Genomic DNA, 20,148 nt, shown 5'->3' with positions numbered 1-20,148 from the left:
CATGTTCCGATCCATCCCACGCTGGGTTCCGAGAGCGGCGTCACTGCTGCTCTGCCTGCTGTTCTGGCAACTCGCCGCCAGCCACCACTGGAACCTCGGCCTCGTCACCTTCGCCAACGTGCCAACCCCGTTGGCCGTGGTCGAAGCCGCCCTCGGCCTCGGCGACTCCGGCAAGCTCATCCAGCACCTGACCGCCAGCCTCGGCCGCGTCTTCGCCGGCTACCTCGCCGCGCTGGTGATCGGCATCTCTTTGGGCCTGGCCATCGGCCGCTCGAAATGGGCCGAAGACCTGTTGCTGCCACCGCTGGAAGTGCTGCGGCCGATTCCGGCGGTGGCGTGGATTCCGCTGGCAATCCTGATGTTTCCGTCGTCGGAGCTGTCGATGGTGTTCATCACCTTCACCGGCGCGCTGTTCCCGATCCTGCTCAACACCGTGCACGGTGTGGAGGGCGTCGATCCACGCTTGATCGCCTCGGCGAAAAGCCTCGGGGCAGGGCGTCGGGCGATCTTGCTCGAAGTGATTTTGCCGGGGGCTGCGCCGAGCATCATCACCGGCCTCGCCATCGGCATGGGCACCTCGTGGTTCTGCCTAGTCACCGCCGAGATGATCTCCGGCCAGTTCGGCATCGGCTACTACACGTGGGAGTCCTACACCATTCAGAACTACGCCGACATCGTCGTCGGCATGCTGCTGATCGGCGTGTTGGGCATGGGCAGCAGTCTGTTGATCAAGCGTCTGGGCGGGCTGTTCACGCCTTGGCACCGACCACGAGGAAAAGCCTGATGAGCGCGATGCAAAACCCGGAAGGGCGGATCGATATTCGCCAGTTATCGATCATTCTCGGTGAAGGCCGGCAAGCGTTCGAAGCGGTACAAGGTCTGGATTGCCAGATCGAACCGGGCCAGTTCGTGTGCATTCTCGGCCCGTCCGGTTGCGGTAAATCGACCCTGCTCGGCGCACTCGCCGGACACTTGAGTGCGCACACTGGCAGCCTGAAAGTCGATGGCGGCGAGGTGTCCGGGCCGTCGCCGCAACGCGGCATGGTGTTCCAGCATCACACGCTGTTCCCGTGGCGCACGGTGCGCGACAACGTCGCCTTCGGCCTGAAGATGCGCGGCATCGGCAAAACCGCGCGTCATCGTGCTGCTGACGATCTGCTTAAACTGGTCGGCCTCGACGGCTTTGCCGAACGCTGGCCAGATCAGCTTTCCGGTGGCATGCAGCAGCGGGTGGAAATCGCCCGGGTGCTGGTCAACCGCCCGCGCCTTCTGCTGATGGACGAGCCGTTCGGCGCGCTGGATGCCTTGACCCGCCTGAACATGCAGGAACTGCTGCTGGACATCTGGACACGGATTCGCACCACGGTGGTGTTCGTCACCCACGACATCGACGAGGCGCTGTTCCTCGCCGACCGCTTGCTGGTGATGAGCGCGCGCCCGGGACGAATCATCGAAGACCTGCGCCTGGACTTCCCGCGTCCGCGCACCACTGAGCTAGTGACCAGCGCCGAGTTTTCTCGCCTCAAGCGCCATTGCCTCGACCTGCTGCGCCACGACAACGACCGACCGCTGCCGCGCCTCAATCCGCTCGGCCTGCCTCCCGAAACTCCCTTGCCGCGATTTGCCCTATGACCTCTATTTTTGCTGTGACCGATAACGATGAAATCCTCGCCCTGCAACCGCGCCTGACCGCCGACGATGCCGGCGTGCGGCGTATTGCGCTGATTGATCTGGCGGATCTGGAAGAGCCCGATGGCCTGCTCTGGCTGGTTGATCGCCTGGGCCGGGATCCCGCTGAAGACGTCCGCGCTGAAGCTGCGCGGTTGCTGGAGGCCTGGGAAGACGAATCCGTGGTTCAAGCCCTGTGTGTAGCGCTGACCGATCCATCGCCGGCCGTGCAATCGGCTGCTGCGCAAAGCCTGAGCCTGCTCAAGAGCGAAGCCGCGGGCCGGGTGATTCTGCCGTGGACCGGGCACGCTGAAGTCGCTGTGCGGATCGCCGCATTCCGCGCCTTGCGCGAGTTGCGTTTCGTCGCCGCCGCGCCTGCTGCTGTCGCGGCACTCGATGATGCCGACGCCAACGTACGCCGCGAAGCCGTCGGCGTGCTGGGTTGGCTCAAACAGCTCGACGCGTTGCCGGCATTGGCGCGGTTGGCCAGTGATGATCCGGACACCGAAGTGCGCCGCGCTGCCACCGGTGCTTTGGGCCTGGCCTCCAGCGCCGAAGTTTTGCCGGCGCTGCGCCAGGCCTTGCAGGATCTCGCCTGGCAGGTGCGCGAAGAAGCCGCGACTACTTTAGGTAAAGTCGGCCACAGCGACGCCGGCCCGGCGTTGATCGAAGCGTTGGGCGATGACTACTGGCAAGTACGCCTGCGTGCCACCCGCAGCCTGGGTCGCTTGCGCTTTGCACCGGCACTGGACGCCCTGATCGAGACCCTCGGCCACCGCATCAGCAACCTGCGCAAGGAAGCCGCGCTGGCCCTCGGTGAACTGAATGATCGCGGCGCGGTAGCGGCGTTGCAGGCGGCGCAGGACGACGGCGATCCGGAAGTGCGCAAAGCGGTGCGGATTGCCTTGAGTCAGCTGCAATGAGTCCGCTGTCGGTGGGTAACTCGCAGAGCGCGCAGACGCTGCGCCTGAGCTGGCCGGACGGGCGCGAATCGGTGCTCAACCACGCCGACCTGCGCCGCCAGTGCCCGTGCTCGCAGTGCCGCGCGTTCCGCCTGAAAGGTCTGACTCCGCGGGTCGATGACCGGGTGCGCCTGATCGAGATCAACCCGCAGGGCTACGGCGTGCAACTGGTGTTCAGCGACGGTCACCAGCGCGGGATCTACCCGTGGGCTTATCTGGCACAACTCAACCCTTGACCCAAGAAATATCCAAATGTGGGAGCGGGCTTGCTCGCGAATGCGGTGGGTCAGTCAAAATCGATGGCGACTGATGCGCCGCATTCGCGAGCAAGCCCGCTCCCACAGAGGATCTGTGCACTCTCAGGGTTATTGCGCAGCAGTCATCGGCGGTTTGCAGCCCTGGAAAATATCCAGCCCCGGCTGATACAGCGCCGTCTTCACCTCAAACAACCCCAGCACCGAATGGAACAGGTTGTCATGGCTCAGGTCTGCCTGACCGGTCTTGCCTTGCAGACAACCGCGATCAATCCCTTCATGGGCCAGCGTGGTGTCACCAAACCACATCACCATCGGCACATGGGTCTGCGCTTCGGGCGCCAGTGCATACGGCGCCGCGTGCAGGTACAGCCCATTCTCGCCCAGTGATTCGCCGTGGTCGGAGACATACACCATCGACGTATCCAGCGTGTCCTGATTGCGCTTGAGCAACTCGATCACCCTGGCGAGGAAGTGGTCGGTATAAAGGATCGTGTTGTCGTACACGTTGACCAGTTCATCGCGGCTGCAACTGCCCAACTGGTTGGTGTGGCAGATAGGTTTGAAGCGTTCCATCTCCTTGGGATAACGCTCGTAGTATTCCGGGCCGTGGCTGCCGTCGGCGTGCAGAACGATGATCGCGTGGCCCTTGAGGCTGTCGATGTAGTTCTGCAGATCGGCCAGCAGCGCCTCGTCCAGGCAGTTGTTGCCGTCGCAGAACGGCCCCGGCTGGTTCTTCGCGATGTCGCGGTGCGGCACGCGCAGGCAGGTGCCCTTGCAGTCACTGTTGTTGTCCAGCCACAGCACCTGCACGCCGGCGCGTTGCAGGATGTCGAGCAGGCCTTCGTAGGTTTTGCCTTTCTTGTCGCTGTAGTCCTCACGCGGGAACATCGAGAACATGCACGGCACCGACACCGCCGTGGACGTGCCGCAGGAGTGCACCTGGGTGAAGTTGAGGATGTCCAGCTTGCTCAGCTCGGGGTTGGTCTCGCGCGCATAACCGTTCAGCGAGAAGTGATCGGCGCGGGCGGTTTCGCCGACCACGAAGACCATCAGCGACTTCTTCTCGCGGCCTGCGGCTTTGGCGCTCATCACCGCGTCTTCACCGATGGCCTGCACCACAAAGTGCTTTTTGATGCCCAGGCGCTGTTTGGTGTACTTGCTGATGGCGTAGATGTAGTTGGTCGGATTGATGAAGTGGGTGAGCTTGTCTTCTTCACGGAAGATCGGCGCGTAGGTCGAGTAGAACGCGCCCACCGAGGCACCGATCACCAGCACGCAGGCGGCGATCACCAGCACCTTGTTGAGCAGGCCGCGAAAGAACGGTCGATAACTCACCGGCCAACGCCAGATCAGCGCCGCCGGCAGCACGCCGAGCAGCAGCACGTAGGCCAGCAGCTTGCCGTTGAACAGCGCAGCGGCTTCGTCGGGGTTGGTTTCGAACACGTTCTGGATCATCACCGTGTCGATGGTGATCCCGTATTCGTTCATGAAATACGCGGCGCAGGCCGAGAGCAGGGCGACCACGGTGAGCGCCGGTTTCAGCGTCCAGCGAAACGACACCAGGGTCAGCAACAGGCTGATGGCGGCCCACAGGAACAGTCCGAACGAAGCGAAAAACGCCAGTCTGTGCGCGCCTTGCAGGGTGATCAGCGTCCCCAGCGCCTTCCAGGTTGCCAGGTTGTACAGCGCCACCAGTGCCAGGGAAAACAGCAGCACCAGACGGGTTGAAGTGATGGACGGTAAACGCAGTCCTTTGCCCAAAGCCATTACCAACATTCCTCTACACGAATAGAAAACACATACGGTTACGCGCGTAACTGTAGAAGAACAATGGTAAAAATTTTGTAAACATCCTGTAACAAAGGCCCGACGCAGATCTAAACCTGTGGGAGCGGGCTTGCTCGCGATGGCGGTGTGTCAGCCGACTTCATTGTTGAATGACACTCCGCCATCGCGAGCAGGCTCACTCCTACAAGGGTGGGTCAGAAGGATTTACTCACGCTCGCCACCACCGTCGCCGTGCACACATCCTTGAAGCCCCAATTGCTCAGGCACTGGCTCTGCGACAGGTCGGTGTCGATGTAGCTCAGGCCCAACACCACCCCGGCCAGGTTGTGGGTCAGTTTGACCTCCCATTCGCGGTAGCTGTCCTCGCCATGCCCGGACGCCGAGTACAGGTGCGGGTCCTTGAAGTCCATGTTGCCGTAACGCAGCTTCAGCCCCGAATCGTACGGCAGCTCGGTTTCATAACCGATATAGCTGTAGAGCGAGCTCTGTTTGCTGTCGATTCCCGGCGCATCGCTGGAGTAATACGCCGCCAGCTTCACCCCGTAGACGCCGAGAATTCCGTAGACCTCGCTCTGGTTGAACTGACTTTCTTTGGGATAGGCGTACTTGATGTAGCCCAGATCGAGGCTGACATCCTCGGTCGCCTGCCACAGCCAGCCGGCGTAGTAATCGACTTCCTGACGGGTTTTCAGCCCGTCGCCGAAATCGACGTTGGAACTCCAGGCCCCCACGTACAGGCCGCTGCTGTGGGCCAGGGTCAGGCCGGCCTGCACGGCCGGGTCATTTTGAGTTTGCGAGATGCCACGGGTGCGGTAGTCGCTGGCCAGCGTCAGGTCGATCAGCATGGCGAAGTCGTCGTTCAAGGGAATTGCGTGGCCGCTCAAGGGCAGCAGGCTGAAAAAGCTCAGGGCGAACAGGGGCAAGGCTTTCATGTGAAATCCCGATGTTGTGATTATTTTTGGGCAGTACGAAAACTGTGGAGGGAATGCAATTTCTGCCACCCTCACAGGGGGGAACAATGTGGTTATTTTGTGGCGCTGTAGACCTGACGGCCACCAAACCAGGTTTGCAGGACCTGGGTGTCGTGCAGGGCTTTTTCGTCGACGCTGAACACGTCGCGATCGACCACGATGAAGTCAGCCTGTTTGCCCGGCGTCAGCGAGCCGATCTGCTGGTCCAGGCCAATGGTCCGCGCTGCGTTGACGGTGTAGGCGTAGAACATGGTCTCGCGGTCCAGACGTTCGTCGGCGTTGAGCACGCCCAGCGGGCCGACGCGGGTGATGGCCTGGGCCATGGCGTTGAACGGATTGGGCGACGACACCGGCCAGTCGCTGGCGCCGGCAATCGTCGCACCCTGTTTCAGCAACGAATGCGCCGGGTACTGATAACGGAAGGCGAGGGCGCTGACGTAGGGCTTGATCATGTCTGTGGTGTAGTCGTCGGCGCTGGCCCACAGCAGTTGCATCGACGCGATCACGTTCAGCGGCTTGAAGCGGGCGAACTCTTTCGGGTTGACCATTTGCAGGTGGGTGATCGAGTGGGTCACGCCGCTCTGCCGGTCCTTGCGCGCCTGCTCGATACCGTTCAGCGATTCACGCACCGCACGGTCGCCAATGGCGTGGATGTGCACCAGCCAGCCGCGCTGGTCGATGGCGCTGACCAGTTCGCCGAAATGCTGCGGATCGATCAGCAATTCGCCCTGTTTGTGCGAGTTGCTGTACGGATCGATCATCGCCGCGCTCTGCGCCGGGTACTCGATCACGCCGTCGGCAAAGATCTTGATCCCGGGCAGGGTCAGGTTGGGGATGCCCTGAAACTGTTGGCGCACTTTATCCAGCGTATCGAGGTCGGCGGGCACGCTTTTCGGGTTGGCCACCAGCAGCGCCGCGACGTGGACGCTCATGTCACCGCTTTGCGACAGCGCTTTGTAGGCCGGCAGCACGCCGACGGTTTTCTCGGTGGGTTTGAGGGCAAACACGGCCTCGCCCGGTGCGGCGTTGGCGGCCGGATCCATCCATGCGGTGATGCCGAGGCTGTTGTTGAAGCGCACGGCGGATTTGGCCGCGCGCAACATGTCGGCGGGGCTCGGTACCGGCATTTTCGAGGCGACCCGATCCCAACCGGCATCGACCACAAAGCCACTGGGCTCGCCGTTGGCCAGCTTGCCGACGGTGTCTTTTTCCGCGTCAGGCAGGGTTTTCAGCAGCGCGGCATCGATACCGGCGCGTTTGAGCATGACGTTATTGGCCCACGCGGTGTGGTGATCGCTGCCGATGAACACTACGGGCACGTTGGCCCATTCGCCCTGGTTGAAGGTCTTGCCCAGCGCTTCGGCCTGCGCCCAATAGGCCGAACTCATGCCGGCAATGCTCAGCACGTCGCCGTGTCTGGCCTTGCCGTCTTCACGCCAGTCGCGCAGACGCTTTTGCAGTTCATCAAGGGCGACGACTTCGTCTTCCATGTTGGCCGAGACCATTTCCAGACCGCCGAAAATCGCGTGGGAGTGGCTGTCGATCAAGCCGGGCATCAGGGTCTTGCCGCCCAGGTCGATCACCTGCGTGCCGGGTTCGATCAGTGCCTTGATCTGCGCATCCGTGCCGACTTTCAGCACCTTGCCGTTTTCCACGGCCAGCGCCTGGACCTTTGGCTGCGAGCGGTCGGCAGTGAAAATCTTGCCGTTGACCAGCACCAGATCGGTGGCGGCCATGGCTTCCATCGAGGCAAAACTTACAGCGGTAACCAACAGGCTCGGGATGAATCTTTTCATTGAAGATTTCCTTGTTATTGCGTCTGATGGCCAGATTAGTGGCTGACACTGGCCGACAGAACGCCTTCCTCACGAAAAACGTTTTTGCCTGAATGGAAAAAGCATGGACAAGCTGGGTGCACTGAAAATGTTCGTGGTCACCGCGCAACTCGGCAGTTTCAGCCGCGCGGCCGAGCAACTGGGCAAGACCCCGTCGGCCCTGACCAAAGCGGTCAATCACCTGGAGTCGGAACTGGGCGCGCGGTTGTTCGAGCGCAGTACGCGGCGGATTCTGCTGACCGAAATCGGCCGGGTGTACCTGGAAACCGCACGGCTGGTGTTGCAGCGGCTGGAGGAGGCCGGCGAGGAAATCGAGCAGTTGCAGCACGGTCTGCGCGGCAGCCTGAAAATCACCGCGCCGCTGGCCTATGGGCGGGCGTTTCTCGATCAGGTGTGCGACGGCTTTTTGCAGCAATACCCGCAGATCAGCCTGCAAGTGGACCTGTGCGACGCGTTCGTCAATCTGCTGGAAAGCGGCTACGACCTGGCCTTGCGCGAAGGGCATGACGACCTGCCGGGGCTGATCGCGCGAGTGGTCGGCAGCAATCGTCTGGCGTTGTGCGGCAGCCCGGAGTATCTGGCGCGCAAGGGTTTGCCAGTGAATCCGCACACCCTTGAGCAGCATGAATGGCTGCTCTATCAACACCCGTTGCTCAGCCGCGAGTTCTGGTGGGCCGAGCGCGACGGCCAGCGCCTGAGCCTGGCGCAACCGACGGCGCCGCTGTTGCGCAGCGACAATTATGACCTGCTGCTGGCCAGCGCCCTGGCCGGGCGTGGCTTGCTGCACACACCGCTGTGGAGCGCCGCACCGTACATTGCCGACGGGCGTCTGGTGCGGGTCATGGCCGACTACGAGATCGACCCGGACACCTTCGGCCCGCACATTCTCGCGGTGTACCCGAGCCATCGGCGGGCCACGGCCAAGGTGGTGGCATTCATCGATTACATCTCGGAGTTTCTTGCCGAACGTGGGTTGAACTGACTGGCGGTCATTGCCAGTAAAAACGCGAAAGAGTACAAATGTACTCCATGACCGATCTGACTCCCCGCCGTACCGCCATCCTGACCTTTATCCGCGAACGCATCGCCGAACACGGTCAGCCCCCAAGCCTCGCTGAAATCAGCGAGGCTTTTGGTTTTGCCTCGCGCAGCGTGGCGCGCAAACATGTGCTGGCGCTCACCGACGCCGGGTTTATCGAGGTCAATCCGCATCAGGCCCGGGGCATTCGCCTGCTCGGGCAACCGGCGCGCCCGGAGCTGCTGGATGTTCCCGTGCTCGGCCGGGTTGCCGCCGGTGCGCCGATCGGCGCCGATGCCGACATCCATGGCCGCTTGATGCTCGACCCGGCGCTGTTCTCCCGTACCCCGGATTACATGCTGCGGGTGCAGGGCGACTCGATGATCGAAGACGGCATTCTCGACGGTGATCTGGTCGGCGTGCGACGCAACCCCGAGGCGCTCAACGGCCAGATCGTGGTGGCGCGGCTCGACGGTGAAGTCACCATCAAACGCTTCGAACGGCTTGGCGATGAAGTGCGCCTGCTGCCGCGTAACCCGGCGTATCAGCCGATTGTCGTGCGCGACGATCAGGACCTGGCCATCGAAGGGGTGTTCTGCGGTCTGGTGAGGCAAGGTTGATGGGCGCCGTCGTTGCACTCGATACGCTGTTCAATGGCGGCCAGGTCTGGAAGGGCCGGCCTGCGCCCCCGGCGGCCAGCCCGCAACCCACCGGCCATGCCGCGCTCGATGCGGCATTGCCCAGCGGTGGCTGGCCGGAAGCGGCGCTGAGCGAAATTCTGCTGGCTGGCCCCGGGGTTGGTGAACTGCAATTGGTCTGGCCGACGCTGGCGCGGTTGTCGGCGGCGGGCGAACGCATCGTGCTGGTGGCGCCACCGTTCGTGCCGTACCCGCAGGCGTGGGAGAACGCCGGGATCGATCTGCGTCAGCTGTCGGTGATCCAGGCCAGCGAACGCGACGCCTTGTGGGCGGCGGAACAATGCCTGCGCTCGGGCAGTTGCGGCGCTGTGCTGTGCTGGCCGCACAAGGCTGATGACCGCGCGTTGCGGCGCTTGCAGGTGGCCGCGGAAACCGGCCAGACCCTGGCCTTTGCCTGGCGCCCGCTGAGCGAGGCGGTCAACCCGTCACCGGCGGCTTTACGGATTGCCATCGATGCCAGACCTGCCCAGTTGCGCGTGCTCAAATGCCGGGGCGGGCTGGCGCGCACGGCGCCAATTGCGTTTGCCGTGGGGCACTGAGGTCATCATGCGCTGGGTATGTATTCTGTTCCCGCAGTTGGCGCTCGACGCGGTGCTGCGTCAACGTCCCGATCCCGATGAACCGTTGGTGTTGCTCAGCGGCCCGGCCCAGCGCCGGGTGCTGCAAGCGGTGAATGCGCCGGCGCGCCAGCTCGGCCTGCGCGCCGGTCAGTCGATGACCGCTGCACAGGCCTTGAGCAAAGGCTTTGCCACCGCCGATTACGACCTCGCCGAGGTCGAGCACTGGCAGCAGTTTCTGGCGGCGTGGGCCTACCGGTTCAGCGCGCAGGTCAGCGTGCATTACCCGCGTACCGTGGTGTTCGAGATCGAATCCAGTCTGGGCCTGTTCGGTTCCTGGGCGCAGTTCGAAGCGCGGTTGCGCAAGGAACTGACTGATCTGGGCTTTCGCCATCGCATCGTCGCTGCACCGAATCCGGTGGCGGCGCGGGTGCTGGCCAATGCTTACGATGGCCTGGTGGTGCCCGACGGTGAAGCCCTGCAGCATCATCTCGGGCAGTTACCCGTCGACCGGGTGGGGCTGGAGCCGCCCGTCGCCACGGCACTGTCGCGCATGGGCCTGCGCAGTCTGAATCAGGTGCAGAGCCTGCCGCGTCAGGCCCTGGCCCGGCGTTTCGAAGCGTCGATGCTCAAACACCTCGACACGCTGTTCGGCGCGCGCCCGCTGGCCTTGGCGTTCTATCTGCCACCGGACCGGTTTGATGTGCGCATCGAACTCAATTTCGACGTGCAATCCCATCAGGCGCTGCTGTTCCCGTTGCGTCGTTTGACCGCTGACCTGTCGGCGTTCCTCTGCGGGCGTGACAGTGGCGTGCAGCGTTTCGATCTGCACCTGGAGCACGCCGGGCTGCCGGACACGGTGATCAAGGTTGGCCTGCTCAGCGCCGAGCGCGATCCGGCGATGCTCTTCGAGCTGGCCCGGGGGCGGCTGGAGCAGGTGCAGGTCGAAGCGCCGGTGCGCGGGTTTCGCCTGCGAGCCGAAGACCTGCCGAGTTTCGTGCCGCAGTTTCAGGAACTGTTCGATGACCGCCCGCAACAGACCTTGCCCTGGGAGCAATTGCGCGAACGCCTGCGCGCCCGGCTCGGCGATGACGCAGTGCAGGGCCTGCGCTTCCAGGCCGATCATCGCCCGGAATGCGCCTGGCAGAACGGCGTCGACAAGCAGCGTTGCAGCGGTTTGCCGAGCGTTCAGCGCCCGGGCTGGCTGCTCGGTGAACCGCAGAGCGTGGCCGAAGGTTCGGCGCGGATCCTCATGGGGCCGGAGCGCATCGAGTCCGGCTGGTGGGACGGTGACGACGTGCGCCGCGATTACTACCTGATCCAGAACCGCGCCGGTCAGCAGGGCTGGGCCTATCGGGCGGTGGGCGAGGGCGGTCCGTTGTGGCTGCAGGGCTGGTTTGCATGAACCACGGCTATGCCGAGCTGCATTGCCTGTCGAACTTCAGTTTCCAGCGGGGGGCCTCCAGTGCCCTTGAGCTGTTCCAGCGGGCGAAAAAACACGGTTATCAGGCGCTGGCGATCACTGACGAGTGCACGCTGGCCGGGATCGTCCGTGCCTGGCAGGCGGCGAAATCGGTTGAACTGCCGCTGATCATTGGCAGTGAAATGCGCATCGACAACGGCCCGAAACTACTGCTGTTGGTGGAGAACCTCGCGGGGTATCAGGCCTTGTGCGGCTTGATCACCCAGGCCCGGCGGCGTACGCAGAAAGGCCAGTACCGGGTGCTGCGCGAGGATTTCAGCGAGCCGCTGCCGGGGCTGCTCACGGTGTGGGTGCCGGACACCGTGGATGATATGGAGGAGGGCCGCTGGCTGAAGCAAGTCTTCGGCGAGCGTCTGTTTCTGGCGGTGCAGTTGCATCGCGGGCAGGACGACCAGCGCCGGCTGGCTGCACTGCTGAGTCTGGCGGAGCAGTTGCAGATTACCGCCGTGGCCAGCGGTGACGTGCACATGCACGCCCGTGGCCGGCGGGCCTTGCAGGACACCATGACCGCGATCCGCCATCACGTCCCGGTGGCCGAGGCCGGGTTACGCCTGCACCCCAACGGCGAGCGCCATTTGCGCAGCCTTGATGTGTTGCGCGAGCTGTATCCGCAAGCGTTGCTCGACGCCTCGGTACAGCTGGCCCGGCGCTGCACTTTCGATCTGAGCGAGTTGCGCTATCAGTATCCGAAAGAACTGGTGCCGGAGGGACATACCGGCAGTTCCTGGTTGCGCCAGTTGACTGAAGAAGGCATCGCCTGGCGCTGGCCGCAAGGGCCTCAGGCCAAAGTGCTGAAGCAGATCAATGACGAGCTGAAACTGATCGCCGAACTCGGCTACGAAAGCTACTTCCTCACCGTGCATGACGTAGTGCGTTTCGCCCGCGAGCAACAGATTCTCTGTCAGGGCCGGGGTTCGGCGGCCAACTCGGCGGTGTGTTTTGCCTTGGGCATCACCGAGATCGACCCGGATCGCACCACGCTGCTGTTCGAGCGTTTCATGTCGAAAGAGCGCAACGAGCCGCCGGACATCGACGTCGACTTCGAACACGAACGTCGCGAAGAGGTCTTGCAATACGTGTTCCGTCGTTATGGCCGTCGTCGCGCAGCGCTGACGGCAGTGGTCAGCACCTACCACGCCGCCGGCGCGATGCGCGACGTGGCCAAGGCCCTGGGCCTGCCGCCGGACCAGATCAATGCGCTGGCCGATTGCTGCGGTCACTGGAGCGATGAAACACCGCCGCTGGCGCGCTTGCTCGAAGGCGGATTCGATCCTGACAGCCCGGTGTTGCGTCGAGTGCTGAGCCTCACCGGGCAACTGATCGGCTTTCCCCGGCACCTGTCGCAGCACCCGGGCGGCTTCGTGATTTCCGAGCAGCCGCTGGACTGTCTGGTGCCGGTGGAAAACGCCGCCATGGCCGAGCGCACGATCATTCAGTGGGACAAGGACGACCTCGATGCGGTCGGGCTGCTCAAGGTCGATATTCTCGCCCTCGGCATGCTCAGCGCGATCCGTCGCTGCTTCGACCTGCTGCGCCGTCATCGCCATCAGGATCTGAGCCTGGCGACGATTCCCGCCGAAGACAAACCGACCTACGAGATGATCAGCCGCGCCGACACCGTCGGCGTGTTCCAGATCGAATCCCGGGCGCAGATGTCGATGCTGCCGCGCCTGCGCCCGGCGAACTTCTACGATCTGGTGATCGAAGTGGCGATCGTCCGCCCCGGGCCGATTCAGGGCGGCATGGTTCATCCGTACCTGCGTCGCCGGAACAAGGAAGAAGAGGAAACCTACCCCTCGCCGGAGCTGGAGGTGGTGCTCAAACGCACCCTCGGCGTGCCGCTGTTTCAGGAACAGGTGATGCAGATCGCTATCGTCGCCGCCGACTACAGCCCCGGCGAGGCCGATCAGTTGCGCCGCTCGATGGCGGCGTGGAAACGCCACGGCGGGCTGGAGCCGCACAAGGAACGGCTGGCCGCCGGCATGGAAAAAAACGGCTACACCCCGGAGTTCGCCGCGCAGATCTTCGAGCAGATCAAGGGTTTTGGCAGCTATGGTTTTCCCGAATCCCACGCTGCCAGTTTCGCCTTGCTGACCTACGCCAGTTGCTGGCTCAAGTGCCACGAACCGGCGGCGTTTGCCTGTGCGCTGATCAACAGTTGGCCCATGGGTTTCTACAGCCCGGATCAGATTCTGCAGGATGCGCGCCGCCACCAATTGCAGATCCGTCCGGTGGACGTGCGCGCCAGCGACTGGGATTGCAGCCTGGAACCGATCAGCGGCGCGCAACCGGCGATCCGCATGGGCCTGCGGATGATCAAGGGCTTTCGCGAGGACGATGCCCGGCGCATCGAAGCGGCGCGGATGCGCGGGGCGTTTGCCGATGTCGCCGACCTGGGCGAACGGGCCGCGCTCGACAGTCGGGCCCAGGCGCTGCTGGCGGATTCCGGAGCGTTGCGCGGGATGGCCGGGCATCGGCATCGCGCGCGCTGGGAAGTGGCCGGGGTGGAGAAACAACTGGGTCTGTTTGCCGGGTTGCCGAGTCAGGAAGAGCCCGATGTACTGCTGCCAAAACCCAGTGTCGGTGAGGATCTGCAGGCCGATTACGCAACGCTTGGTACTACGCTGGGGCCGCATCCGTTGGCGCTGCTGCGAGGTGAACTCAAGGCCCGGCGCTGTCGCAGTTCGCAGGAGTTGATGGAGGTCGAGCACGGGCGGCCAGTGAGCATCGCCGGGCTGGTCACCGGCCGGCAACGACCGGGCACCGCCAGCGGCGTGACCTTCGTCACCCTGGAAGACGAGTTCGGCAACGTCAACGTGGTGGTCTGGCGCGATTTGGCCGAGCGCCAGCGTCAGGTGCTGGTGGGCTCGCAACTGCTCAAGGTCGATGGCCGCTGGGAGCGCGAAGGCGAGGTGCGGCACCTGATCGCCGGACGGCTGAGCGACCTGAGCCCGCTGCTCGACGGCATCCGCGTGCAGAGCCGCGATTTTCATTAGCGCGCTGATCCCCTGTGGGAGCGGGCTTGCTCGCGAAGACGGTGTATCAGCCGACATCCCTATTGACTGACCCACCGCTTTCGCGAGCAAGCCCGCTCCCACAATTGATTTGTGTGCGGATCAAAACAGCCAATTCCTTGGCGTCAAAAAGTCCTGTCATGAGTGATGGCACTTTGTCATAATGCCGCCCCTTTTCCCGCTCCCCACCGCTTTGCCGTGCCGGGACACACCGTTTTTTCAGAAGGAATGCACAGTGAGAATGATCTCCCGGATGTTGGTCTCAGGCGTTGCGATTGCCGTGCTCGGCACTATCGCAGGCTCCCTTGCCGGCTGCGCCACCGAAAGCTCCCGCGCACTGCCGGTGGCCAAGGTCGAGAGCGCCACTCAGGTCTGGACCGGCGTTCGCGTGCCAATGGCGGTGGGCAAGTTCGATAACCGCTCCAGCTACATGCGCGGGATCTTCTCCGACGGCGTCGACCGTCTCGGCGGTCAGGCCAAGACCATCCTGATCACCCACTTGCAGCAGACCAACCGTTTCTCCGTGCTCGATCGCGACAACATGGGCGAAATCCAGCAGGAAGCGGCGATCAAAGGCCAGGCCCAGCGCCTCAAAGGTGCCGATTACGTGGTCACCGGTGACGTCACCGAGTTCGGCCGCAAGGAAACCGGCGATCACCAGCTGTTCGGTATTCTCGGCCGTGGCAAGACTCAGGTCGCCTACGCCAAGGTCAACCTGAACATCGTCAACATCAGCACCTCCGAAGTGGTGTATTCGACTCAGGGCGCCGGCGAATACGCCTTGTCCAACCGCGAAATCATCGGCTTCGGTGGTACCGCTGCGTACGACTCCACCCTCAACGGCAAAGTCCTCGATCTGGCCATGCGCGAGGCGATCAACCGCCTGGTTGATGGCATGAACGCCGGTGCCTGGAAACCGGGTAACTGATCGCTATTCATTGCAAGGAGCAATACCCCTCATGAATCTGACTTTGTCGCGGTCGCTGCTGGCCCTGACGCTGGCCGCCAGCGCCTTGCTGGCCGGTTGCAGCAGCCCGAAAACCCTGTACCAGTGGGAAGACTACCAACCGCAGGTCTACGAATACTTCAAAGGCGAAGAGCCGAAAGAAGCGCAGGCCGAAGTGCTGGAGCGTGACCTGCAGAAGATCCGTTCCACCGGCAAGGCCGTGCCGCCGGGCTACCACGCGCACCTCGGTCTGCTGTACCTGAGCATGGGCAAGGACGATCAGATGGTGCAGCAATTTCGCACCGAGAAAGCGCTGTTTCCCGAGTCCGGCCCGTACATGGATTTTCTGCTTAAAAACGCCAAGACCGGAGACGCCAAATGATCTCGCGCGCCCTGAAACTGCTGGCCGCCGGTTTGGCCCTGACCGTACTCGGCGGCTGCGTTGCGCCGAAAACCGTCGACTATTCGGCGTACAAGCAGGCACGGCCGAAGACCATTCTGGTGCTGCCGCCGCTGAACACCTCGCCAGACGTGAAAGCCTCGTACAGCCTGTTGTCGCAAGTGACGTTCCCACTGGCCGAGGCCGGTTACTACGTGCTGCCGATCGCTCTGGTGGACGAAACCTTTCGCCAGAATGGCCTGACCACGCCGGATGACATCCATCAGGCGCCGGCGAACAAGCTGAAAGAAATCTTCGGCGCCGATGCTGCGCTGTACATCACCGTGACCGAGTACGGCACGCGGTACATGGTCATCAGCAGCGAAACCGCCGTGACGGCCACCGCCAAACTGGTGGACCTGAAATCCGGCACCACGCTGTGGACCGGTTCGGCACGGGCGTCGAGCGAAGAGGGCGGCAACAACAGCGGTGGCGGCCTGGTCGGCATGCTGATCACCGCCGCAGTCAAGCAGGTGATCAACAGTTCGACCGATGCCGGCTACCCGATTGCCGGTGTGGCGAGCAATCGTCTGTTGTCGGCCGGTCAGCACGCCGGCCTGTTGTATGGCCCGCGTTCGCCGAAGTACGGCACTGACTGAGCAAGCGAAACAACCCCCTGTGGGAGCGGGCTTGCTCGCGAAAGCGGTGTATCAGACAAGTAATCTTTGAATGACCAACCGCCTTCGCGAGCAAGCCCGCTCCCACAGGGGTAATGCGTTGCGCTGTTGATTTATTTGGCTGTCGGCCAAAACCGCTCGCCACCTCCCGGCGCTTCCGTCCACGCTTGCAATGAGCGGGTCGGCAGGTCGAAGTAATCCCGGGTTCGCGCATAGCCATGGCCGCCCATCCGCCCGATCGCATCCAGCGCCAATTGATCGATGTACAGCGTTTCAGGGTCGATCAACTCATCGCGTACATGCGCCATCAGCACTTCACCAAAAATGATCTCCCGCGACTGACCGATGTTCAGCGCCATCATCCGCCGACACTCCAGTGCGACCGGTGCTTCGCCGATCCGTGGGCATTTCACCGTGGTGCCGGCAATCGCCGTCAGGCCGGCGGCGGTCAGTTCATCGAACCCGGGCGCGAACGGCACGGCGCAGACGTTCATCGCCTCCACCAGCGCATCACTGACGATGTTCACGGTGAATTCCTGATTCAACTGGATGTTGCGCGTGGTGTCCTTGGGGCTTTGATCGCCGTAGTTTTCCACGCCAAGGGCGAGAATCGGCGGGTCGGCGGACAGCGCGTTGAAGAAACTGAACGGCGCGGCATTCACCCGGCCTTCACCGTCGACGGTGGTGACCAAGGCAATCGGGCGAGGCACCACGCTGCCGATCAGAATCTTGTATTTTTCCCGGGGGCTGAGCTGGCTGAAGTCGAAGCTGTGCATGGCAGAAGTCTCTAAACACGTGGATCGATTGCGCTCAATGGCGCGTCGGCGCTGTAGTCGTCAGCGAACGGGATGGCCGGCTGGAACAGGGTTTTCCAGTCCGGTCGACCAAAGGCCCGCTCGCTGTGGCTGCGCATGAGTTTTTCGTATTGGTGTTGGGCCTGGCGTTGCAGGGCGGGGTAGTCGACGCCCGTGACCTGACCGTCGTGCATCACGCAACGGCCATCGATGTAACTGGCGATGCAGTCGTCGCCGCGCCCGGCCAACAGCAGGTTTTTCAACGGATCGAACAGCGGCCCCAGATGCAGGCCGCGCAGGCTGAATACGGTGATGTCAGCCTTGGCGCCGGGGGCCAGACGTCCGAGGTCATCGCGGCCCAAGGCCCGTGCACCGCCAAGGGTGGCGGCGTTGTACAAATCGAGGCTGCTGGTGAGCGCCGAGCCGCCCTCCATCAACCGCGCGACGTTGAGGCCGTGGCGCATGTTTTCGAGCAAGTCCGCCGGCCAGGTGTCGGTGCCGAGGGCAAAGTTGATGCCCTTGGCGCGATAGCGCCCGAACGAGTTCAGCGCCTCGCCATCGCGGGCGAACACCAACGGGCAATGCACCAGGCTGGCGCCGCCGTCGATCACCCGTTGCAGGTCGTCGTCACCACCGGTGTAGATGCCGTGGGGCAACAGGCTGCGCGGCGTCAGCAAGTCCAGCTGTTGCAGCCAGCCCAGCGGTGACGTGCCGCGCAACTGCTTGACCATCGCCACCTCGCTCTGCGCCTGACAGCAATGCAGGCGCATCGGCGCATTCAGTTCGCGGCTCAGGGCCGAGGTGCGTTGCAGCAGTGCCGGGGTGCAGGTCTGGATGCGATCCGGGAGCAGCGCGCCGCGAATCAGGCCGTCGTGTGCGCCGTCGAAGTCCTTGAAAAAGCGTTCAGCTGCATCAAGTCCGGCCAGGCCACGGGCCTCGTCCCAGTGATGGGCGAGCGTGCCGTCGGCGCGCCAGTAACTCATGCCGCTCATGTAGCAAGGGCCGAGGTAGGTCCTCAAGCCGAGTTCGCTCGCAACGCCTGCGACGGCGGCAAACTCATCGTAGGATTCGGCCCACTCGCGGTAGTACATCGAGGTGATCGGCATCGCCGTGGTGATGCCGTTGCGAATCAACTGGGTAAAGGCGTAGCGGTATTTGAAAATTTCTTCGTCAGGGCTGTAAGTCTCGTGCGGGCCGGCGGCGAGGTACTGCGATGACCACATGCGGCCCATGGCGCGCTCGTCGCCGTTATCGAGGGTCAGCACGGTGGAATCGAGGTCGCCGAGGGCATCCAGGTCAATGAAACCGGGGCTGATCAGTGCGTTGCCGTAGTCAATCCACTGATCGACCGGCCCTTGATAACCGCGTCCGACGAACTCGATGCGCGCCTCGGCGAACACCACTTCACCGTCACGCCACAGCACGTGCTGCGTGCCGTCGAAACCGACCACGCAACTGGCCTTCAGGCCGATGCGTTTCACAAACGGCTTTCCAGCAAGCGACCGCCATTGGCGACCAACTGACCGCCGCGATAGACCTGACGCACGGGGCGCGACACCACCGCCTCACCCAGCGTCTCCACCGGCATCAGCAGAAAGTCCGCTGGCCGCCCGAGGTCGATCCCGTAATCGTTGACGCCCAGCGCAACAGCGCCGTTGACCGTGGCCGCTGCAAACGCCGCCCCCAGTTCATCGTCCTTGGCCAGATCGAAGCGAAACGCCAGCAGCATCGCCCGTTCCAGCATGTCGCCATTGCCCATTGGCGACCACGCATCGCGGATGCCGTCAGAGCCCAGGCAAACGTTGACCCCGGCCGCACGCAACGCCAGAAACGGCGGCACCGCGCAGTCCGCCGGCGCTGAACTCATCAACGAAATGCCCAGGGCTGCGAGACGTTCAGCCACCGGTTGGACCTGACTCCACGGCAACATGCCCAGGCAGTAGGCATGACTGATCATCACCCGGTTCTGCAGGTTGAAGCGTTCGGTGTACTCGGCGATCCGCGCGATTTGCCACAGGCCCAGTTCACCTTTGTCGTGCAGGTGAATGTCGACGCCTCGGTCGAATTCGCTGGCCAGTTTGAACACGAAGTCGAGTTGCGCAATCGGGTCGTTGTCGATGCCGCACGGATCGAGGCCGCCAACGTTCTCCACGCCCAGGGCCATTGCTTCGCGCATCAGTTCGGCGGTGCCGGGGCGGCTGATCAGTCCGGTCTGCGGAAATACCACCAGTTGCAGGTCGATCAGGTCCTTGTAGCGTTCGCGCAACTGCTGCATCGCTTCGACATGGCGCAGGCCGAATTCAGGGTCGATGTCGACGTGGCAGCGCATCGTCAGTGAGCCACGGGCGATGCAGTTTTCCAGCAGCGCGCCGGCACGTTCGGCAATCGGCGCTGTTACCTCACGGAGAATGCGCCGCTCGTTGCTGATGTAATCCTTGAGCGTCGGGCCGGCGCTGTTCGCACGCCAGGGTTGGCCGTAGAGGGTCTTGTCGAGGTGGACATGGCTTTCCACCAGCGGGGCGGTGAGCAACTGGTTGAGGCCGTCGATGTCACTGGCGGCCAGCGGCGCACTGGAAGCCGGACGGCGTTGGCTGAAGCGGCCGTTTTCGATCAGCAGGTCCTCGGCGGGGGCGCCGTAGGGGCGGATGTTGCGGAGCCATTGTGGCTGGGTCATTTGTTTACCTCGGGTTCAGTGTTGTCTGGGCGGGCCTCTTCGCGAGCAAGCCCGCTCCCACATTGAAATGCGTTCCCCTGTGGGAGCGGGCTTGCTCGCGAAGGCCGCGCCACGGTTTCAAGTCAGATGATCAACCCTTGAGCTTCGACCAGATTCGGTCCTGCAGCTCGCGGGCCTTGTTGCTGCATTCCTTTTCCGGGCGCAGGCGCGAGGCGTATTCCTCGGGCATGTTGATGGCGTCCATGACCTTCCACTCCACATTGAAATGCATTCCCCCGTGGGAGCGGGCTTGCTCGCGAAGGCCGCGCCACGGTTTCAAGTCAGATGATCAACCCTTGAGCTTCGACCAGATTCGGTCCTGCAGCTCGCGGGCCTTGTTGCTGCATCCTTTTCCGGGCGCAGAGGCGTATTCCTCAGGCACGTTGAC

Annotated in this window: 18 protein-coding genes and 1 pseudogene; 12 read left to right on the top strand and 7 right to left on the bottom strand. The window is 63.2% G+C overall.

Annotation, left to right across the window (positions count from 1 at the left end; translation table 11 throughout):
- The first annotated feature begins 1 nt into the window (after nt 1).
- The 4 genes from AC0J41_RS13925 to AC0J41_RS13910 are packed head-to-tail and all read left to right on the top strand — an operon-like array spanning nt 2 to nt 2,866.
- Entirely contained in the window at nt 2-784 is a 783-nt protein-coding gene (locus AC0J41_RS13925; protein WP_473015950.1) for an ABC transporter permease, read from the top strand.
- Nucleotides 784-1,632 (top strand): ABC transporter ATP-binding protein, encoded by an 849-nt coding sequence (locus tag AC0J41_RS13920; protein ID WP_025109855.1) that lies wholly within the window; start codon nt 784-786, stop codon nt 1,630-1,632. The genes AC0J41_RS13925 and AC0J41_RS13920 overlap by 1 nt, the downstream gene beginning before the upstream one ends.
- Nucleotides 1,629-2,591 carry a HEAT repeat domain-containing protein gene (locus tag AC0J41_RS13915; RefSeq protein WP_473015949.1) on the top strand — a complete coding sequence of 321 codons (963 nt, stop codon included), beginning with the start codon at nt 1,629-1,631 and terminating at the stop codon, nt 2,589-2,591. The genes AC0J41_RS13920 and AC0J41_RS13915 overlap by 4 nt, the downstream gene beginning before the upstream one ends.
- Complete coding sequence (locus AC0J41_RS13910) at nt 2,588-2,866, top strand: DUF971 domain-containing protein (RefSeq protein WP_473015948.1); 279 nt, start codon at nt 2,588-2,590, stop codon at nt 2,864-2,866. The genes AC0J41_RS13915 and AC0J41_RS13910 overlap by 4 nt, the downstream gene beginning before the upstream one ends.
- Before the next feature lie 129 nt (nt 2,867-2,995).
- Here AC0J41_RS13910 and AC0J41_RS13905 read toward each other — a convergent pair whose 3' ends face one another.
- The 3 genes from AC0J41_RS13905 to AC0J41_RS13895 all read right to left on the bottom strand — a co-directional run bounded on the left by AC0J41_RS13905 (nt 2,996) and on the right by AC0J41_RS13895 (nt 7,442).
- Nucleotides 2,996-4,654, bottom strand: coding sequence for a phosphoethanolamine transferase (locus tag AC0J41_RS13905; RefSeq protein ID WP_473015947.1), 1,659 nt, complete (start codon nt 4,652-4,654; stop codon nt 2,996-2,998).
- 215 nt (nt 4,655-4,869) lie between these two features.
- Nucleotides 4,870-5,607, bottom strand: a complete 738-nt coding sequence (locus AC0J41_RS13900; RefSeq protein ID WP_025109859.1) for a TorF family putative porin — start codon at nt 5,605-5,607, stop codon at nt 4,870-4,872.
- A 92-nt stretch (nt 5,608-5,699) separates the two neighbouring features.
- Entirely contained in the window at nt 5,700-7,442 is a 1,743-nt protein-coding gene (locus AC0J41_RS13895; RefSeq protein WP_473015946.1) for an amidohydrolase, read from the bottom strand.
- A 103-nt stretch (nt 7,443-7,545) separates the two neighbouring features.
- Here AC0J41_RS13895 and AC0J41_RS13890 point away from each other — a divergent pair, with 103 nt between their 5' ends.
- The 8 genes from AC0J41_RS13890 to AC0J41_RS13855 all read left to right on the top strand — a co-directional run bounded on the left by AC0J41_RS13890 (nt 7,546) and on the right by AC0J41_RS13855 (nt 16,235).
- The gene (locus tag AC0J41_RS13890; protein ID WP_473015945.1) at nt 7,546-8,463 is read left to right on the top strand and encodes a LysR family transcriptional regulator; all 918 of its coding nucleotides are present in this window, start codon (nt 7,546-7,548) and stop codon (nt 8,461-8,463) included.
- 38 nt (nt 8,464-8,501) lie between these two features.
- Nucleotides 8,502-9,119 (top strand): transcriptional repressor LexA, encoded by a 618-nt coding sequence (gene lexA / locus AC0J41_RS13885; protein ID WP_473015944.1) that lies wholly within the window; start codon nt 8,502-8,504, stop codon nt 9,117-9,119.
- Nucleotides 9,119-9,736, top strand: coding sequence for a translesion DNA synthesis-associated protein ImuA (gene imuA / locus AC0J41_RS13880; RefSeq protein WP_025109863.1), 618 nt, complete (start codon nt 9,119-9,121; stop codon nt 9,734-9,736). Before lexA ends, imuA begins: the two co-directional genes overlap by 1 nt.
- A gap of 7 nt (nt 9,737-9,743) precedes the next feature.
- A complete protein-coding gene (locus tag AC0J41_RS13875; protein ID WP_473015943.1) occupies nt 9,744-11,159 on the top strand; it encodes a Y-family DNA polymerase in 1,416 nt (471 codons plus the stop codon).
- Nucleotides 11,156-14,233: an error-prone DNA polymerase gene (locus AC0J41_RS13870; protein ID WP_473015942.1), complete on the top strand. Its 3,078-nt coding sequence runs from the start codon at nt 11,156-11,158 to the stop codon at nt 14,231-14,233. The genes AC0J41_RS13875 and AC0J41_RS13870 overlap by 4 nt, the downstream gene beginning before the upstream one ends.
- 259 nt (nt 14,234-14,492) lie before the next feature.
- Nucleotides 14,493-15,179: a CsgG/HfaB family protein gene (locus tag AC0J41_RS13865; protein WP_177327321.1), complete on the top strand. Its 687-nt coding sequence runs from the start codon at nt 14,493-14,495 to the stop codon at nt 15,177-15,179.
- A gap of 31 nt (nt 15,180-15,210) precedes the next feature.
- Nucleotides 15,211-15,579 carry a DUF4810 domain-containing protein gene (locus AC0J41_RS13860; protein WP_003225593.1) on the top strand — a complete coding sequence of 123 codons (369 nt, stop codon included), beginning with the start codon at nt 15,211-15,213 and terminating at the stop codon, nt 15,577-15,579.
- Nucleotides 15,576-16,235, top strand: coding sequence for a DUF799 domain-containing protein (locus AC0J41_RS13855; RefSeq protein WP_473015941.1), 660 nt, complete (start codon nt 15,576-15,578; stop codon nt 16,233-16,235). Before AC0J41_RS13860 ends, AC0J41_RS13855 begins: the two co-directional genes overlap by 4 nt.
- A 131-nt stretch (nt 16,236-16,366) precedes the next feature.
- Here the strand turns inward: AC0J41_RS13855 and AC0J41_RS13850 are convergent, their stop codons facing one another.
- The 4 genes and pseudogenes from AC0J41_RS13850 to AC0J41_RS13835 form a co-directional block, all read right to left on the bottom strand.
- Nucleotides 16,367-17,029 carry a flavin reductase family protein gene (locus AC0J41_RS13850; RefSeq protein WP_025109869.1) on the bottom strand — a complete coding sequence of 221 codons (663 nt, stop codon included), beginning with the start codon at nt 17,027-17,029 and terminating at the stop codon, nt 16,367-16,369.
- Between the two features lie 11 nt (nt 17,030-17,040).
- Nucleotides 17,041-18,528, bottom strand: coding sequence for an amidohydrolase family protein (locus tag AC0J41_RS13845; RefSeq protein ID WP_473015940.1), 1,488 nt, complete (start codon nt 18,526-18,528; stop codon nt 17,041-17,043).
- Nucleotides 18,525-19,721, bottom strand: a complete 1,197-nt coding sequence (locus AC0J41_RS13840; protein ID WP_473015939.1) for an amidohydrolase family protein — start codon at nt 19,719-19,721, stop codon at nt 18,525-18,527. Before AC0J41_RS13840 ends, AC0J41_RS13845 begins: the two co-directional genes overlap by 4 nt.
- Nucleotides 19,722-19,851: 130 nt before the next feature.
- Nucleotides 19,852-19,983 (bottom strand): annotated as a pseudogene (locus AC0J41_RS13835) (extracellular solute-binding protein); the annotation flags it as partial.
- Nucleotides 19,984-20,148: the final 165 nt, after the last annotated feature.

The sequence above is a fragment of the Pseudomonas sp. Arb-4-2C genome (assembly GCF_055755015.1).
Note: the sequence above shows the minus strand (reverse complement) of the source record. Positions and strands in the feature narration are given on the sequence as shown.